This is a genomic window from Chitinophaga pinensis DSM 2588 (genome assembly GCF_000024005.1).
Lineage (GTDB): Bacteria > Bacteroidota > Bacteroidia > Chitinophagales > Chitinophagaceae > Chitinophaga > Chitinophaga pinensis.
The window spans coordinates 4,866,286-4,881,626 of the sequence record NC_013132.1 but is presented as its reverse complement, the minus strand read 5'-3'; the positions used below and the strand labels follow the sequence as shown (position 1 = coordinate 4,881,626).

The 15,341-nt window shown below is 47.8% G+C and carries 15 protein-coding genes; 2 read left to right on the top strand and 13 right to left on the bottom strand.

Features of this window, described 5'->3' with window-relative positions:
* From CPIN_RS19520 to CPIN_RS19475, 11 genes are read right to left on the bottom strand one after another with little or no spacing between them, the layout of a single operon-like run.
* Positions 1-3,762 (bottom strand): baseplate J/gp47 family protein, encoded by a 3,762-nt coding sequence (locus tag CPIN_RS19520; RefSeq protein WP_044219207.1) that lies wholly within the window; start codon positions 3,760-3,762, stop codon positions 1-3.
* 12 nt (positions 3,763-3,774) lie between these two features.
* Positions 3,775-4,203 carry a gp25 family contractile injection system sheath assembly initiator gene (locus CPIN_RS19515; protein WP_012791564.1) on the bottom strand — a complete coding sequence of 143 codons (429 nt, stop codon included), beginning with the start codon at positions 4,201-4,203 and terminating at the stop codon, positions 3,775-3,777.
* 11 nt (positions 4,204-4,214) lie between these two features.
* Complete coding sequence (locus CPIN_RS19510; RefSeq protein ID WP_012791563.1) at positions 4,215-4,517, bottom strand: PAAR domain-containing contractile injection system baseplate protein; 303 nt, start codon at positions 4,515-4,517, stop codon at positions 4,215-4,217.
* A 10-nt stretch (positions 4,518-4,527) separates the two neighbouring features.
* Positions 4,528-6,342, bottom strand: a complete 1,815-nt coding sequence (vgrG, locus tag CPIN_RS19505; protein ID WP_012791562.1) for a type VI secretion system tip protein VgrG — start codon at positions 6,340-6,342, stop codon at positions 4,528-4,530.
* A 1-nt stretch (position 6,343) separates the two neighbouring features.
* On the bottom strand, positions 6,344-7,012 hold the full coding sequence (locus tag CPIN_RS39475; protein WP_012791561.1) for a CIS tube protein: 669 nt from the start codon (positions 7,010-7,012) through the stop codon (positions 6,344-6,346).
* Positions 7,013-7,015: 3 nt separating this feature from the next.
* On the bottom strand, positions 7,016-7,186 hold the full coding sequence (locus tag CPIN_RS39020) for a DUF5908 family protein (protein WP_012791560.1): 171 nt from the start codon (positions 7,184-7,186) through the stop codon (positions 7,016-7,018).
* 6 nt (positions 7,187-7,192) lie between these two features.
* Positions 7,193-7,636, bottom strand: a complete 444-nt coding sequence (locus tag CPIN_RS19495) for a phage tail protein (RefSeq protein ID WP_012791559.1) — start codon at positions 7,634-7,636, stop codon at positions 7,193-7,195.
* A 6-nt stretch (positions 7,637-7,642) separates the two neighbouring features.
* Complete coding sequence (locus tag CPIN_RS19490; protein ID WP_012791558.1) at positions 7,643-8,098, bottom strand: phage tail protein; 456 nt, start codon at positions 8,096-8,098, stop codon at positions 7,643-7,645.
* A gap of 48 nt (positions 8,099-8,146) precedes the next feature.
* Positions 8,147-9,649, bottom strand: a complete 1,503-nt coding sequence (locus CPIN_RS19485; RefSeq protein WP_012791557.1) for a contractile injection system sheath protein — start codon at positions 9,647-9,649, stop codon at positions 8,147-8,149.
* 18 nt (positions 9,650-9,667) lie between these two features.
* Positions 9,668-10,477 carry a hypothetical protein gene (locus CPIN_RS19480; protein WP_012791556.1) on the bottom strand — a complete coding sequence of 270 codons (810 nt, stop codon included), beginning with the start codon at positions 10,475-10,477 and terminating at the stop codon, positions 9,668-9,670.
* 12 nt (positions 10,478-10,489) lie between these two features.
* Positions 10,490-11,062: a contractile injection system cap protein gene (locus CPIN_RS19475; RefSeq protein ID WP_012791555.1), complete on the bottom strand. Its 573-nt coding sequence runs from the start codon at positions 11,060-11,062 to the stop codon at positions 10,490-10,492.
* Between the two features lie 337 nt (positions 11,063-11,399).
* On the opposite strand from CPIN_RS19475, the gene CPIN_RS19470 reads away from it, so the two are divergent.
* Positions 11,400-13,451 (top strand): glycosyl hydrolase family 18 protein, encoded by a 2,052-nt coding sequence (locus CPIN_RS19470; RefSeq protein ID WP_044219204.1) that lies wholly within the window; start codon positions 11,400-11,402, stop codon positions 13,449-13,451.
* 113 nt (positions 13,452-13,564) lie between these two features.
* On the opposite strand, the gene CPIN_RS19465 is transcribed toward CPIN_RS19470, so the two are convergent.
* Together CPIN_RS19465 and CPIN_RS19460 are read right to left on the bottom strand one after the other, a co-directional pair.
* Positions 13,565-14,170 (bottom strand): eCIS core domain-containing protein, encoded by a 606-nt coding sequence (locus tag CPIN_RS19465; RefSeq protein WP_012791553.1) that lies wholly within the window; start codon positions 14,168-14,170, stop codon positions 13,565-13,567.
* Between the two features lie 56 nt (positions 14,171-14,226).
* A complete protein-coding gene (locus CPIN_RS19460; protein ID WP_012791552.1) occupies positions 14,227-14,526 on the bottom strand; it encodes a hypothetical protein in 300 nt (99 codons plus the stop codon).
* A gap of 173 nt (positions 14,527-14,699) precedes the next feature.
* Here CPIN_RS19460 and CPIN_RS19455 point away from each other — a divergent pair, with 173 nt between their 5' ends.
* The gene (locus CPIN_RS19455; RefSeq protein WP_012791551.1) at positions 14,700-15,161 is read left to right on the top strand and encodes a PepSY-like domain-containing protein; all 462 of its coding nucleotides are present in this window, start codon (positions 14,700-14,702) and stop codon (positions 15,159-15,161) included.
* The last annotated feature ends 180 nt before the right edge of the window (positions 15,162-15,341 follow it).

Sequence of the window (15,341 nt, the reverse complement as noted above, 5' to 3'; positions counted from 1 at the left end):
TTATTTAGATTGTATGGTGAGTGAAATAATTTCTCCTTCTGCATAATGCGAGTCATCGTCGTCCTTGTAGCTGCTGCGCTCATGTTGTCCGATGATCATCTCTTCTCCTGTGATCACACCGCTGATACCGATAGGCTCCGGTTCGCGGTAACCCCATTCGTCAATCACACTGATAGAATGATGTGGTGCAGGGATCAGTACGGCTTCTGCTGTGGATGCCCTGACATATTCAGTATTGCTGACAGCCGTGTCCAGCATACAATGGATATAATCGCCATTCGGATCGTCTTCTTCAAAAAAGTGTACCATAGAGAAACCGGTTACATAAGAGATATAAGGCAGCTTTTTGATATAGCTCAATACATCGGCTGTATACAGCGTGCCACCCATCTTCACTTCCGTATGCGTATCAAACAACCAGGGGGTGAGATAACGGCTGATATCATTCTGTAACTGGGTCAGGTAGTAGTTTTTGTCCGTCAGACTGGCCTTATCAATAAACCGTACATCACATACGATCTTCACTTTTTCATATACCGGGTGATGGACTGTCACTTTGATAAAAGGCGGCAGCAGGTTGGCAATGAAACCATGAATACGGTATAGTGTTACAATGTCTACATGTGGCTCTGTATTCTCGTATTTACCGTTAAATGGTTTCGGTACGATTACCAGTTGTATATCTGAAGCGGCGATGTTTGTCGCGCATTTCACAATCAGGATATCCGGGAATGCCTCCAGGATCAGCTGAATAATATCCATGGCATACATCGGACGGTTCTTGTGCCGTAGCCGTTCGCTGACGCGTACATAATATTCCTCTGTGGTTTCTGCCGGTCTGCCGCCAAAGGAAGGGAACAACTGCCATACGCGCTGTATGCCCTTTAATTCATGCTGTAATGCCTTGATGGACATAGAAGGCAATGAAGTCGATACGATGGTATCTGACTGATCGCGACAGGCAATAGCGGCATTCACGAAAAGTCCCTTTATCATAGGACGAAACTGCATCTCTTCCGGAGATGAGAGTCGCAGCCATTGGAGCTGTTTATCCAGTCTGGTGTTACCTGAACAATTGATTGGCGGCGTCTTCAGACTTACCACCCCGCTATTGAGAAACAACTGGGTCGTATCTGTCAGAATATGCGAACTATTGAAAGGCACCCAACGGTCATTGTAGAGATAACTCCAGTGCAGGTCGGGTTTTTTATTGATACGTGTATGATTGCGATGTTTTTCTTCCAGCTGGAAGAGCAGGGAGATTTCCTCCTGTGGCTGCATACCGTCGAGTCCTATATACAGACTGGATCTGTCTTCGAAGGTAGGCAACAAGGTAAAATCACCCTGGAAGGAGGATGGATATGCCTGCCGGTGACCAAAAGGATACAGGTGGAAGATCTGTAGTGTCTGCGCTTCTTCACCTGCTTTTTCCGGCTTCAGGATCTCGGCCTGTTCCAGTACATAGTCGATGGAAATAGACTTTACCAGCGGCGTATAGGGCATATTCGGGATAGGCTTCTTCCGCCCCCATCTGCTGGCGTTATGGGCCATCACTTCAGGGAAGAGCTTCATGTATGTCTTATGTCCGAAAGCGTCCTGCGGCCCTGCCAGTTCCAGTCTGATCGCACCATCATTATAAAACCCGTCGGCAATGAAAGGCTCTTTATCCATCAAAGGCCGGTTGGGGAAATGGATTTTTTTGAGATCGATATTTTTAAGCGTAGACTTATCGGAAAGAATAACCCTTCCTTTTTCGTCGGTGTATGTTTTAAACAGCGGTAATAGTTGTTGCTGATTTCTCTCCGGATGTATTTCTCCGTTCTCAAAGGCACTGATACCGGCTACAAAAGAGTCGTTGGTCATACCGGCATTATAAGCGGCATAATGCTCGTCAAAACCGTTTTCTACATGTGGTAGCTCCAGCCATTCCAGCTGGATGCGAAAAGTCTTTGTATAGGCGTTAAAAACATTGCTGTCGCGAATGTCGAGGAAAGAGCCGATAGTTGGCTGCGGACCAAACAGCTGAAACGGATTGGCCGGACTTAATGGCCCGGCGTTATTAAACAGTTTTACGGAACGATACCCCTTTACCTGTGCGCGGAGGCTCACCCTTTCCAGCCATAACATCGGCAGGTAGGAATAAGGATGATGGAAACTGTTATTATTAAGCATCAGCCGTAACAAAGGCAGTTTGCTCTGGTAAGCGCCACCATGTATGACAGGGTCATAAAGTGCAGCTGCAGGTGCATTCACGTCATACAGGAGGGTTATAAAGAAGGCGTTAGCGCCACCCGCACGATTGCTGCTGCGAATACTGTGTTTCGGCAGTTTATGCCAGCCGGTAGCCGTTGTATAAGAAATGACAAATGCGGACGATAACAGCTCATTCATCACCAGCGTTTCCTGCTTATTGGTCACTGCTGCGAAGTTCTGTATGTAGGCCAGCAGCTTCTCATAAGAAGCCGGTTCGAAGTAGAAATCCAGTTCAACAGTCCGTTGCCCTTCTGTCAGATATAACAAGGGAGAAGCCAGTATCATCCCCATCTCTGTTTCCTCCATGGTACGTTTATCCCGGGGCAATTCCTGCTGCGGTTCTCCCAGCATCGGCCAGGAAGTTACCGGCAATGACCCCGGTATATAAGCTGCAGGCGCTGGTACCTCATGGGTGGCAGTATAGACCTGCGCTTCCATAATATCTGACAGGTGCGGATTTTCCGTGGCTATCTGCCGGTATCTGTTGACGTATACACTTCTGAGTGAGCGGATGCTGGTATGGCTGACACGAAGGTCATGCGCCATCCGGTAGGTCACCGGGGCAGCGCCTGCACCTGTCTCCACGACCATCGCTGTTCCCTTGGGGACAGTGACCGGCATACTCTGTGGTTGTGCATCCAGGAAGATATGTACCTGATCGGGAATGGCGGGTTTCTGTTTCAGTCCCAGCACATTCCGGTAGTAGTAATCCTGGTGCTGTCCGGTCAGTTTATTCAGCTTCTCCTGTAAATGACTGTATAATTGCGTAAACGCCATCAGCATACCGATATGCGGATGGTGTTGCAGGGAATCGGGACGTCTGCGCAGGTAAAACTGTGCGGCGCTGGTTACCTGGTAGAATTTCGTCCGCAGGTCATTGTAGACTTCATTCAGGGACTGGTAGCCCAGGAATACGGCCGGCGCCCTGTTTGTCTTTTTGGCTAATGAAGGAAAGTTAAGCGCCAGTTCATCAGTAACGGCGATAGTACGGAAATGCGTGGCAGGTGTAAACAACAGGATGGCCTGCTCTTCATACTGAAGCATTTTCAGTACGTCTTCTGCGATACTTTCCATGATCTGATCGGTATAGATCCAGGTCAGGGCCTGCTGGTCGGCTTTCTTTAGCTGTTGCAGGTGTACAGCCAGCTGATTGGCAATTGCAAATATCAGGTTAAACAGTTCTGCCAGCAGTGAATATAGTTTAGCGTCTCCGCTCACAGATTCCAGGGCTTCCTGTATACGCGACTGTCTTTCCTGCCAGCGGGTGAAATCGAGGCGGGAAATAGCCGTAATCATGATGAGCATATCGGCCTGGAGGAATTCCCTCCAGTCGCCCTCTATCTCATCCTGGAAATTATAGTAGTTGAATTGCGTTGCCAGCTCGGAGAGAAACAGCAACAGGTCTTCCCGACTGCGTTCATCAATCTTCACATAGGACGGCAGCAGCGCTTCCAGTTTGCGCTCTGACTGGCTGATGCCATCCCTCATATAATCGAATAGTTTATTCATCGCTTGTACGCGCTACGGCAGCAGATTGGGAGACGCAATGTTGGTGCCTTCCAGGAAATAAAACGGATAGACCATATTATGTCTGGTGTTGGTGGCAATGATGGTGTAATTGATCTGAAGGTGCAGCTTACCGGCTGCCTCGTCCTGCATCAGTATATCGACACCGGAGAAGTTCACCCTTGGTTCAAAATCGAGCAGGGCGTGAGAGATCAGATCGTTGATCTCTGTCAGCATTTCCGTGTCGGCAGGTTCAAACACCAGCCGGTGCAGGTTACAGCCAAAAGTAGGTTGCATCAGCCGCTCTCCCGGAATGGTACCCAGGATGATACGGATGCTTTCTTCTATATCAATAACGGCATGGCTCATCAGAGCGCTGCTGCCGGCTTTATCGAATGACGGGGGGAATGACCATCCCGTGCCGAGAAAAGAGTGAATCGCCATTTTACGAATGTTTAACCTCCTATCAATACGGTGGGGCAACCGAGTACTATACTGCCGCCATGCGCGGTCGTATCGCCCATACGGGCGGCAGGCTTTCCACCGATCATTACTGTGGCGGAGCCTTTAACGATTGCGTCAGGAGGACCTACACAAACGCAGTTATCACCTACCACGGCGGCAGGCATTTTCCCTATTAATACCGTTGGAACGCCGGGACCTACTATCGGTCCGCCGACATGTGGTATAGGTGGTAGTCCTGGCGTCTGCATCGGACACGTATGCATATCAGTCAGTCTTGCTGCTGGTGTTCCCATTGTACAAATTTTAGTTGATCATCACCATACCGCCCTTGACGACTGTCTGGCCGGAGGCGGAAAGTTCAGCATTGGCTGTCCCTTTAGCCGTAAAGCCCACCTGGGCGGTCTGTTTGATATTCATGCCACTGATCTCCATATCCTGTGTGGCTTTCAGTTCTGCCTTACCGGTTGCATTTAAGGTAATGTTACCGGTCGCTTTCAGGGTAATATCTTTCGGAGAATTCAGCAATATACCGCTATCGTCGAGTTTTATACTATTATTATTCTGATCTTTTATTTCTATGGACTTCCCGTCGTCGCTCAGGGTAATCATATTATTACCCGGTGTAGTGATCTTCAGGATCTTTTTATCGTCGTCAAAATTGATCTCCAGTTTACTGCGGCTATAGAATGCCTTGGTGTTATTCTTTTCGTCGGCCTGCGTCACCGGCGGCACTTTCCCTTTGCTGAACAGACTACCTAATACGACCGGGAAACGCGGGTCACTTTCGAGGAAACCGAGAATCACCTCATCACCTACCTCCGGACAAAACACCCCTCCAGCACCTGAAGTAGCATAGAAACTAGCCAGTCTCGCCCAGATACCTTTCTGTACGTCGACATTGGCAGCCGGCTTTACCTGTATACGGTATACAGCTCCCGGATCTTCAGAGATCTTAGACACCGTAGCCAGTTGCAGACCGTGGATAGCCGGCATCTGTCCGTTAGCCGCTGTACTGGAAAACAATTCCTTTTCAAAGATCGGTTTGTCCGGCACACCAAACTGCACATGAGTGGTCCATTGACCGTCTTCCAGCACATGCCGGACTTTATTGATAAAAGCGTTGCCTTCAAACTGCGGTCCTACGCCTTCCAGCTTTATCGTCTTACCCGGTTGAGGTAAAGCGTTCCCGATGAAAGATACATTTCCTCTAATCGCATTCATACGCATACGCAGCAGCGTACCGTCCGCCCATACTTTCAGATCCGCCTGTGCCAGCGGGGCGCTGGAGATCATTTTCAGCCCGGTCTGCCCGAGTTTTTCTGAGAGGGATTTAGCCGTGATGGCGCCCTGGGTATTCAGGGTTGGCTCTGCTCCTGCCGAGGTGATCAATGCAAGCGTCTGTGGATCCCATGCGTAAGCGTCCAGGGAAGGCGGCTGTTTTTCCGCATTGATCTCCGCATTAAAGGAGATGATCGAATCACCGTAAGTAATATTCAACACCGGATCGGCAGTGAAGTTTGGTTTTCCGATTGTGATACCGTCGTCGCCCATCGTGGTAATAAAACCATTGAATGAAGCACGGGCCAGTATAAAGTCCCAGTCCGTCGCCACCTTCTGAAATAACATCTCCTGCTGTGCAGCAGTACTGTCTATCTTATTACTCAGACCATAAACACCGATCACTTTTGTCATCACGTCACTGTCGGTCATTTCGGAGAATTCTCCCTCCTTCTGCCCCAGTGTCATCTTAACGGCTTCGTGTTTACAGGTCAGGATCAGTTCAAACCCGGTGGACTTATTAATACGTAAAGCCTGTTTGACAATGACACCTTTGAAAATGGACTGTTCGGTATCATCACCGTACCCGGCGGTGATGGCGATTTTACCACCGGGAACAAAGTCCTTCCGCGCGCTGGCGGGAAAGTCTCCCGCATCACCGGCGGAACCGATATCTCCGGTGCCTTCCACAAAGACGATTTCCGCAAATGAGATTTTATTGATCTCATGCGTCACATCGATGGAAGATATAAAAACAGCCTCCTGGACGGCGACGCCTTCCACAGAGACGGTGAATTTCAATGTAGGATCAGTCAGATTTGTCGGGCTTTGTGCGGGCATATTATACTTTCTTTAAAGGTGGAAAATACAACTCATCTCCCGGACGGATGGCATGAATACTGTTCAGGCCATTCACCCTTGCCACTTCCATATAATAGGAAGCATCGCCATAGATACGATAAGCCATCATAGGCAGGGTATCGCCGGCTTTCACGGTTCTGATATGCGTCAGGTCAGGCGATTGTTTGGCTGCCTTCTGCTTTTTGCCTTTGAAGTCTGTTGACTGGGCGACTACCAGTTTCACTTCTGCCCGCAGGGCAGTACCATCAGCGTTAAAGAGTTTATAGTTGGTCGTAAAGCTGGTGCATACACCCCTGTATACGAGGTTGCCCCAGCTTATTTTCAGATAATTGGGCCGGTGTACATTTCCCTGGTAAGAAAACATCAGGTATTTCAGGCGGTCAATATAACGATCGACCGACATACCATCCGGAATAGGGATGATACCCGTACCATCTACCAGGAGATCCAGGTTAAAATCAGACTGGCCCATTCCCTTAAAGATCTGGGTAGGGCTGCTGGAACCGTCTTCCTTGGATAACTCGTACTGCGCGGTATAGCTCAGCGAGTAGCTGGACGGATTGATTGTTGCGGCGATAGTACCGAGCAATTGGTTCACACCCGCAGGATCGGCGTAAGCCGCTATCTGCAGTTTTTTGATCTGTCCCATAGTTTATCGTTCGGCTTCGGTTTTCATCCTGTTCAGGATATTTTCTACACACTCTTTGATGATGCCTTCTTTCCAGTGCCGGAGGCTCTTTTCATCAGGCAGTACGGACGATGTTTTTGCAGCATCCGAAGAGATGGTCACTTTAATGACAAGTTCCCTTATTTCAAGCGGCATGACAGATCATTTCGTTGTTTCAAAATATTTATACGCCAGTTCCAGCGTCTCTATAACGATCTCCCCGGCGCCCATCGCTTTTAGGCCGGAGACTTCCATTTTGACCGGGTAGACGCCGTAGAATTTCCAGGAAGAAAGCGGTTTGGCTTTTTCATCAAGCAGCATCACCACAACGGTGGTTGGCTTGAAGGTAAAAGTGGAGAGGCTCTTGGTGACCCATTCTGTTACGACCGAGCCAATAAGCATTCCTCTCCGTAATACCAGGTTACTGTATTTAGGAGGGGAAGGGAGTTTATAAACGAATTGGTTTTCTCCCCCTTCCCTGACCTCTTCCGGCGATATGCTGACGGAAATACCGGTAACATCCTGAAAATTGCCTTCCTGCTTACCTGGATAGCTGATGAAGTTTACTTTGTAGTAAAACCCCACCGGTGGGTATGCGGGATCCATAGCTTATTATTCAGAAATGGTTAAACCTTCATGCGCTACTTCCATAGTTTCTACAGCTATTTCGTTAGCGTCAGATTTCATGTCAGTCACTGTGATCTTGCATGGGAATGCATTCTTCAGCGTCCAGCTCATTGCGATATCCTGTTTCTCATCGAGCAGGCTCACAACGATATTGATACGTTTGTAGGTATTCATGGTGATACCTTTATACTTATCCCACAGCGCTTTGTCTCCTTTGAAAATACCTTTCTTGAGAGTAACGTTGGAGAATTTCTGGATACCGGGCATTTTCACCGTTGAATAAACAGGGCTGCTGCCACCACGGTATTCTATGATCTGGGTTTCTGAAGATAATCCGGTTACTTCCTGGAATATCAGTTCAGCACCGTCCCACATGACCTTGAACGAAAATTTGACAAGAGGCCACGTGGACTGGGCCTGGGTAGAGCCGTCATCTGCCATAGTTAAAAGCTTTTAATAGTAAAATAATAGGTTATTCAGATTGTCCGATTAAGATTGCTGCATCATCTGCTGGAATGTGATCACGATAAACTCCGCAGGTCTTACGATAGCGACTCTTACGGTGATCAGCATTTTACCATCCAGGATGTCCTGTGGCGTCATGGTAGAACCAAGACCCAGTTGCACGTCATAAGCCTGTTCAGGAGCAGCTCCTGCCAGTGCGCCCTGTTTCCAGAGGTTGTTCAGGAAGTTGTCGATCATTGCTTTTACAGTCACCCAGGTAGTCGCATCATTTGGCTCGAACACATAAGTACGTGCAGCCAGTTTAATGGACTGTTCGATCATGATGAGCGTACGGCGTACGTTGATATAACGCCAGTCCTGGCTGTTACCGTCCAGTGTTCTGCCACCCCAGATCAGTGTGCCGATACCTGGGAAAGGACGGATCACGTTGATGGATTTACCAGCGAGTACGTCTACGTTCAGTTGTTTCTGTTCATCGGCAGAAATGTTCACTGCAGGTGCATTCACCATGCTGATAGATACGTTGGCGGGTGATTTCCATACGCCGCGGGAGCTGTCTACCAGTGTATAAATACCGGCGATAGCGCCGCTCGGAGGCAATTCATTCAGTGTAGAACGGATCTCTTCCAGGATACTGTTGTATACCGGGCTGGAGGCCTTCAGGGACTGATGATAATTCTTCTTGGCATTAGCATCAGGCGTAGCGATGGCTTTGTATGCTTTCACTACCTGTTTCGCCAGGTCTTCCGGTAATAAAGCACCCAGATCAACAGCTGCATCCAGGTTTTCGAAGTCAACTTCCGTGTTCTGTACGATAGCTGTTTTCAACCATGGGTAGTAAGCTGCGCCGTAGTTCAGTGCATTGATACCGATCTTGTCTCTGAAACTGGCCACAACAGCGTCAGTCGTATCGGTAGGACCTTGTTTGGCAAGATCGAAGATGCCGAAACGGCTTTGCGTTTTTGCGCAGTGTGCCAGGACTTTTGTGTAGACGGTGTTGTAGGCGGCTTCACCCAGTGCGATCGCATCAGGAATCGCTACCAGGGTCGGCTCAAACTCTTTCTCCAGCAACAGCAGGATGTCTGGTTTGGTATCAGACCCGATGAAGTCATCCAGGGAGATTTCCAGACCATCCGGCTTATCGCCGTAGGTGCCTACAGAAACAATGTAACAGTTACTGCCGCCATTGGCGTAAAACAGGCGGATACTGTTGTACAGGTAGAAGGTGTTTTTTTCCTTGATCTGTACAACTTTTGAAGCGCCGTTGATAATAAAGGTTTCACCTTTATAGTCAGCGGCCGGATCAGCGATGCTGAACTTTGGTTGGAAGCCTGCGCCGAAGAGTTCCACAAATTCCGCGAAGGAAGTTACACGGGTTGGCTTTTGCAGAAGCGACTTACCAAACCGTTCGGCTTTCTGTGTGTAGCCGATAAAGACGGGAACTGCTGTTTCGACGGCGACGGCAGAACTGGGGAAGGCGTTTTTTTCCTCTATATAAACGCCCGGAGTCATGAGTGTTGAAGCCATAGCTGTGCGGATTTGAGTTTAGTATAAAAAGATTTCAGAGTATGCCTGGGTGCGGTCGTATACAGCTATACCAGCTGCGGAAACGGCGGTGATATCAGGAGATGGTAATGCCTGGATGATGGTCCGGTATGGCTCACTGTCACCTCCGCCTTCTAATAGCTGAAAGGTATATGCCGGTCGCTGAGATAACGTTAACGCCTGTTCGGATATAAGTGCATAAACGCGTTTACCGTCAGGCAGATCTATCAGTTGCGGTGCAGCAAATTGTATACGACCACGGGCATCTACAATGGATGGTTTGGCAAGCGATGCAAGATCGTTGCTCATCAGGAAGTAAGACCACCTTGTTGCCTTTGCGGCGAAGCTGATTTCATATACCGGCAGCAGATCGGGCGTGAATGTTAATACCATCCTGGCAAACGGACGGGCAGAGATACCTCCATTGCTTGTCTCCGCAGGGATGAGATCATCCGCAGAAACAAGCGCCTGCCTGTGCAATTTACCCGAAGCATATTCACGCTGATTGCTGAACAATAGCATTGTTCCGGGGACGTCTGTTTGCTCTAATGCGGTGTAGTTATAGAAGTTTCTATCCTGAAGATGTAACTCGAAAAGCAGCGTAATACGCTCCTGTAACAGGGTCTGCCGATCAGTACCGGCGGCATTGAAGAGCACGACGATCCTGTCCGGCAATCTGCGGAATAGTAACCCATAACGCCGCATTTCTGTGACTGTTTGTTGAGGCAGCAGCAAGCGTAGGTCCCTGAAACAATTATCAGCAAAGTAGCTGTGACGGAAATAAATCTCCGTCAGCAAAGCAAATCCCATTACTGTAACTGTTTACAGAAGTTTATCGTTAGTTGAAATGTCCGATACAGATGGCCTGTATTCTCTGATAATACTGTCGTCGAAAGTGAGCATACGCATCTTGTATACGACCGAAGGCATATACTTCGCGCCAAGTGTGGCCCACAGATTGTTTAAGCGATCTGTACCCATACTCTCCATCTCAAAGACAAGCTTATCGATACGTGGATCCAGTGATGGTGTGTTGTCGGATGTAAGCACATTGCGCGACTGGAAATAAGCCATGATAAAGGAGATAAACCGCAATGCTTCCGCATAGTTGTTCGCGGTAAAATATGCCGAAAACAGCACATACAGGTTGATGCATACAGGCGGCGTTGTCTTTGCCTGTACCAGTCCTGCGTTGTAGCCGGGCACACTTTTCCCTAACGCCTCCTTCTCAATGTTGATCAGCGTTACAAGTACCTTATTTTCACCCTGCACAGCGACACTACCATCCTGGTTTACTATACCGGATAGTATGACTTTGTCCTCGTTTACATGCAACTGCCTGCGAAAGTGATTGTTGATCACTTCAGTGATGCATGAAAGGGTTTCGTAAATCATATGGCTAAATTTTCTCAGGAAGTTCTCAGCTCAGCTGAGGCGCACATGTGTTACCAGAGGCAATGCACAATGTTTTCTTTATAAATGATGCAACGTTCGTTCTTTACGTTGGTCTGATCTCCGGATATACCGGGCGGATAGTTAGGGTGCCAGGATCTTTTAACGGATAATGTTTTTCCTATTGAAGCACAAGATAGCAGTTAAATGAAATGAAAAAAATTTTATTTAACTGAATAATTAGCTATTTTTTAAAAATTATTATTACTCTTGCGCTTGCGTTGTCAGGTAAATCTCAATTCTTATGTACTCCCTTTTCAAAAATATCACTGGGATATTTTTGTTCCTTCTTATCTTTTCATTTACCGGGACGAAAATATACGCCAATGATGTACATACCTACAGGTATGATACCACGCAACCAAAGACAATCAATCTGCCGGCCTTCCAGAAAGACACCACAGGAAAGGTAAAACTGCTGCAGAAAATTGTTTCCGCGTTACAGTTCAGGCGAAATGCCCGGGCGCGTGAGCAACAACGTGTGATCACCATCATCAGAACGGTGATGGCCGATTCCATGGTCGCCACCTCCGCAGATATCAAAAAACTGAATGCTGAGTTATCACTACAGCAGAACCAGCATTTTGATTCACTGCGTGCACTGATAGATAAGATCATGTCGCGGCCCGAACCAACACCTGCTCCAGACGATCCGGCAGAAGAAGTAATCGATACGCCCGTTGCGCCCGTTTCTGAAGCAGATGTCACAGCGCTCATTAACAAGATCATTCCCATCCTGCAACAGAAAGAAGCAGAAGAAAGGAACAGCGCCGCCCAGCAGCAAAGATTACAGAAGGTCCGCGAACTATACGGCCGCGACCCCGATAAGATAGATACGTTGCCCGTCAATGACTCTATCGGCAAGACGTATACCTTACAATTAGGACATAAAGCGGCGGTTATCGGCATCCATCCTTATTGGATGAGCGATAAGTTTCTGCATTACAATTATACGACGATCAGTGAGGCAAACTATTACGGTTATACGACTGCTGTAAACGCAACCCGCATACCGGATTCACTACAGTTCTTCAACCTGGCGAATAACCGCACCTTCACTTTTTATGAAACCGATGCCTCCCGTATAGAAGCATTGCTAAAGGATGAAAGTTCACAATTACACTGTGTAGACTCCCTCCTGCTTTTATTAAGGCAATACCAGGCGGAAGGTGTGAATGTATGGCTGGCTGCATTGAATGGAAAACAAAGAACGGCCTTTACCCATTTTATCGGTCTGCTGCATAACAACCTGAACATTGCCAATCCACAATACCGTTTAACGGTTACAGTGCCGCCGTTTGACGAAGCAGCGGCTTACGACCTGCGGGCATTGAACAGCTTTACCACACATTTCCTGGTCGACTTTACAAAGGCCGGCGGAACAGCTGCCGGACCTCTGTCTCCCATGAAAGGAGATGCCCGGAGAGCGATTGAACCAGTGATTTCCCGCCTGCTAAATCAACAGATTCCGCCTGCTAAATTCATCCTGCTCTTATCTTATTATGGTACCGAATGGAAGAAAGGCGCTGATGGCAGAGACCTGTTCACCCGCTATGTTTCTTACAGCGATATCAAAAAACGATTCCCTTCCGATACCTCGGTGAATTATGACGAAGATGCGGTAGCAGCATTGATCAGGGAGAAAGATGCACCGGGTACGGTGACGTCGGAGATCTGGTTTGACGATGCCAGTACGCTTGACGTGAAATATGACTTTATCCTGAATATGGGTCTTGGCGGCGTGGCAGTATGGCCACTGGGTGCAGATGATGGTTATGGAGAATTATGGGATGTACTGACAGACAAGTTTGTAAGCATCGATACCACTTTCCTGGCAACGGTCCCGCTGGTTCCTCAGACGGAACCTACCTTGTCCTGGTGGGGCAGACTGGTAAAAAAGCTACGCCATGAGGCACATGTCCTGAAGCTGATGTTTACGGATCCCTGTCAGCTGGATATTGAAAACAGGCACGGACATAACGACGATACCTTCTTTGTATGGCTTACAGTATTCCTGCTGATCACTACACTGCTGATCGGGTTCCTGTATGCATATAATCTAAGAATGAAGGGAACTAGCTGGAAATGGAGAAAAATGATGCTCCGTATACTGGTTGGGTCTGTATTTGTAACGGCATTCTTTGCTATTGCGGCAGGATTTCTGAACAGGGACGTTCCATTTGGTATTACGCCGAACATGAGTGCCGGGGCCAGATGCGTCACCATCCCTATGCTGGATGCATTACTGATCTTTGCCGCAGGTATATGCCTTGGTATGCTGATTATGAGACTACTGATACGTCCTTTACTGACACACGAGGATAAGCCTTAACCCTGTCGAAGGCTTTTCTGTCTCATGACGTCGGCTGCTGCCGCAAGCATATGCCTTGGTATGCTGATTATGAGACTATTGATACGTCCTTTACTGATACACGAGGATAAGCCTTAACCCTGTTGAAGGCTTTTCTGTCCCATGACGTCGGCTTCTGTTTCGAGCGCAACATCATCATTGACAGGCACGCTTTCCTTTAACTGGGTAGTGGCCTGTACCCTGCCTTGTTTCTGTTGTACAACATGCCAGGCTTCATGGGGCAGGTGCTGTTCCTGTCCGGGGGCTACGTGAATATCCGTCCCCTGTGCATATGCATGGGCATTCAGCTGTGCGGGCTGGGAGGAGTTATAGTGCACTTTCACGTCTGACATATCTATACCAGACAGACTTTCTACACCCGACTTGAGCTGGTCGGGCATACCCGTCTGATTGGCTTTCAGCTGAACGGCTGATTTAGCCTGAACCGGTAATTCTTCTTCATCCATGGCGGCCATCTGCGCCGGCAATTCATCCTCAATAGCAGCCATCTGGGCCGGTAATACCTCTTCTATTGCCGCCAGTTGGGCAGGCATTTCTTCTTCCGGAAGTGACTGTTGCTGCACAGGTTCGCTCTTCAGACGGGCTTCCACTGCTTTACGCTGGATACCTTGTGAAGACATGTTAGCGGCATTAGCGCGGGTAGATGATTGTTCGCGCTCGCTATGATAAGTTTGTGTCATAAATAAAGGGTTAAGGATCGGGAAAAGTTACGGCTTTTTCGCCGCATTGTATACGATCAGGGAAATAAATCTTTACTCTTGTCGATGATCTGCTTCAGGCGGAGGGTAAAGGTATCGCAGCAGCTTTTGCTATAAGCGTAAAGCACCACGTCTCCATCTTCTGACCGGGATTCGATATTCATTTCCACCGTATGATCAGGATGTGATTTACAGCATTCCTGGCCGAACTGGTGTGTCAGGTAGGCGGCTATTCTCTCTGCTTTCGAGTTGTTAAAGCGGGCAGGAAGATTGTTAATGTAGTCGGCCATAGTGTTGTCAGGTACAAGCGACCTTTTAATTGCGCGGAATTGTATCATAAACCTATATTATGGGGAGAAAAACGATACTGTAAAGTTACGGAGATCCGGTCAATTAGCAGGAAACAAGGATTTACTTTTACAAATGACGGATTTTGTTGTGAATCTGCGGTCTTTTTGCCAAGGTGCTGATTCTTTCATTAATTTTGGCCTGTTAATTAAAACACGCATTCATGAAACATCTCATTTTCATTTTCTTATTGGGAACCGGTATCGCCACTTATGCGCAGAAAAGCGATCAACCGGTCAATGTACCTGCCGCCGTTACCAAAAGTTTTCAGCAGCAGTTTCCCGCTGCAACAGGTGTTAAATGGAAGTTGAAAGATAACCAGTACAAAGCCGAGTTTCACAAACATGACGTTTGGTACGACGCCAGCGGTAAACTGGTAAAACAGAAGGAAGACATCAAAGACGCAGATCTGCCTGCTGCCGTTAAACAGGCCGTTCAGCAGCAATTTGCCGGATATACTATCCATGACGTTGACAAACACACTGCCGGCAGCGCTGTTACCTATAAGGTAGAACTGCAGAAGAAACCGGAAGAAAGAAAGGTAACTTTCAGCCCTGATGGTAAAGTACTGGAAAACGTACTGGATAAGAAAGATAAGAAAGACAAAAAAGAAGGGAAGAAGTAAGCCCCTCACCGATATGACTACAAGCCGCCTCCTCCATAAGGCGGCTTTTCTGTTTTCGTCCATCCGGGAGCGAATAATATTGTTTTCAGGGGGACTTCATGTTTTTTTGCTAAAAAAGGCATAACTTAATAGTAGAATGCATTCCTTAAATCTTTTTGTCATGGATAAAGTTAGAGATAT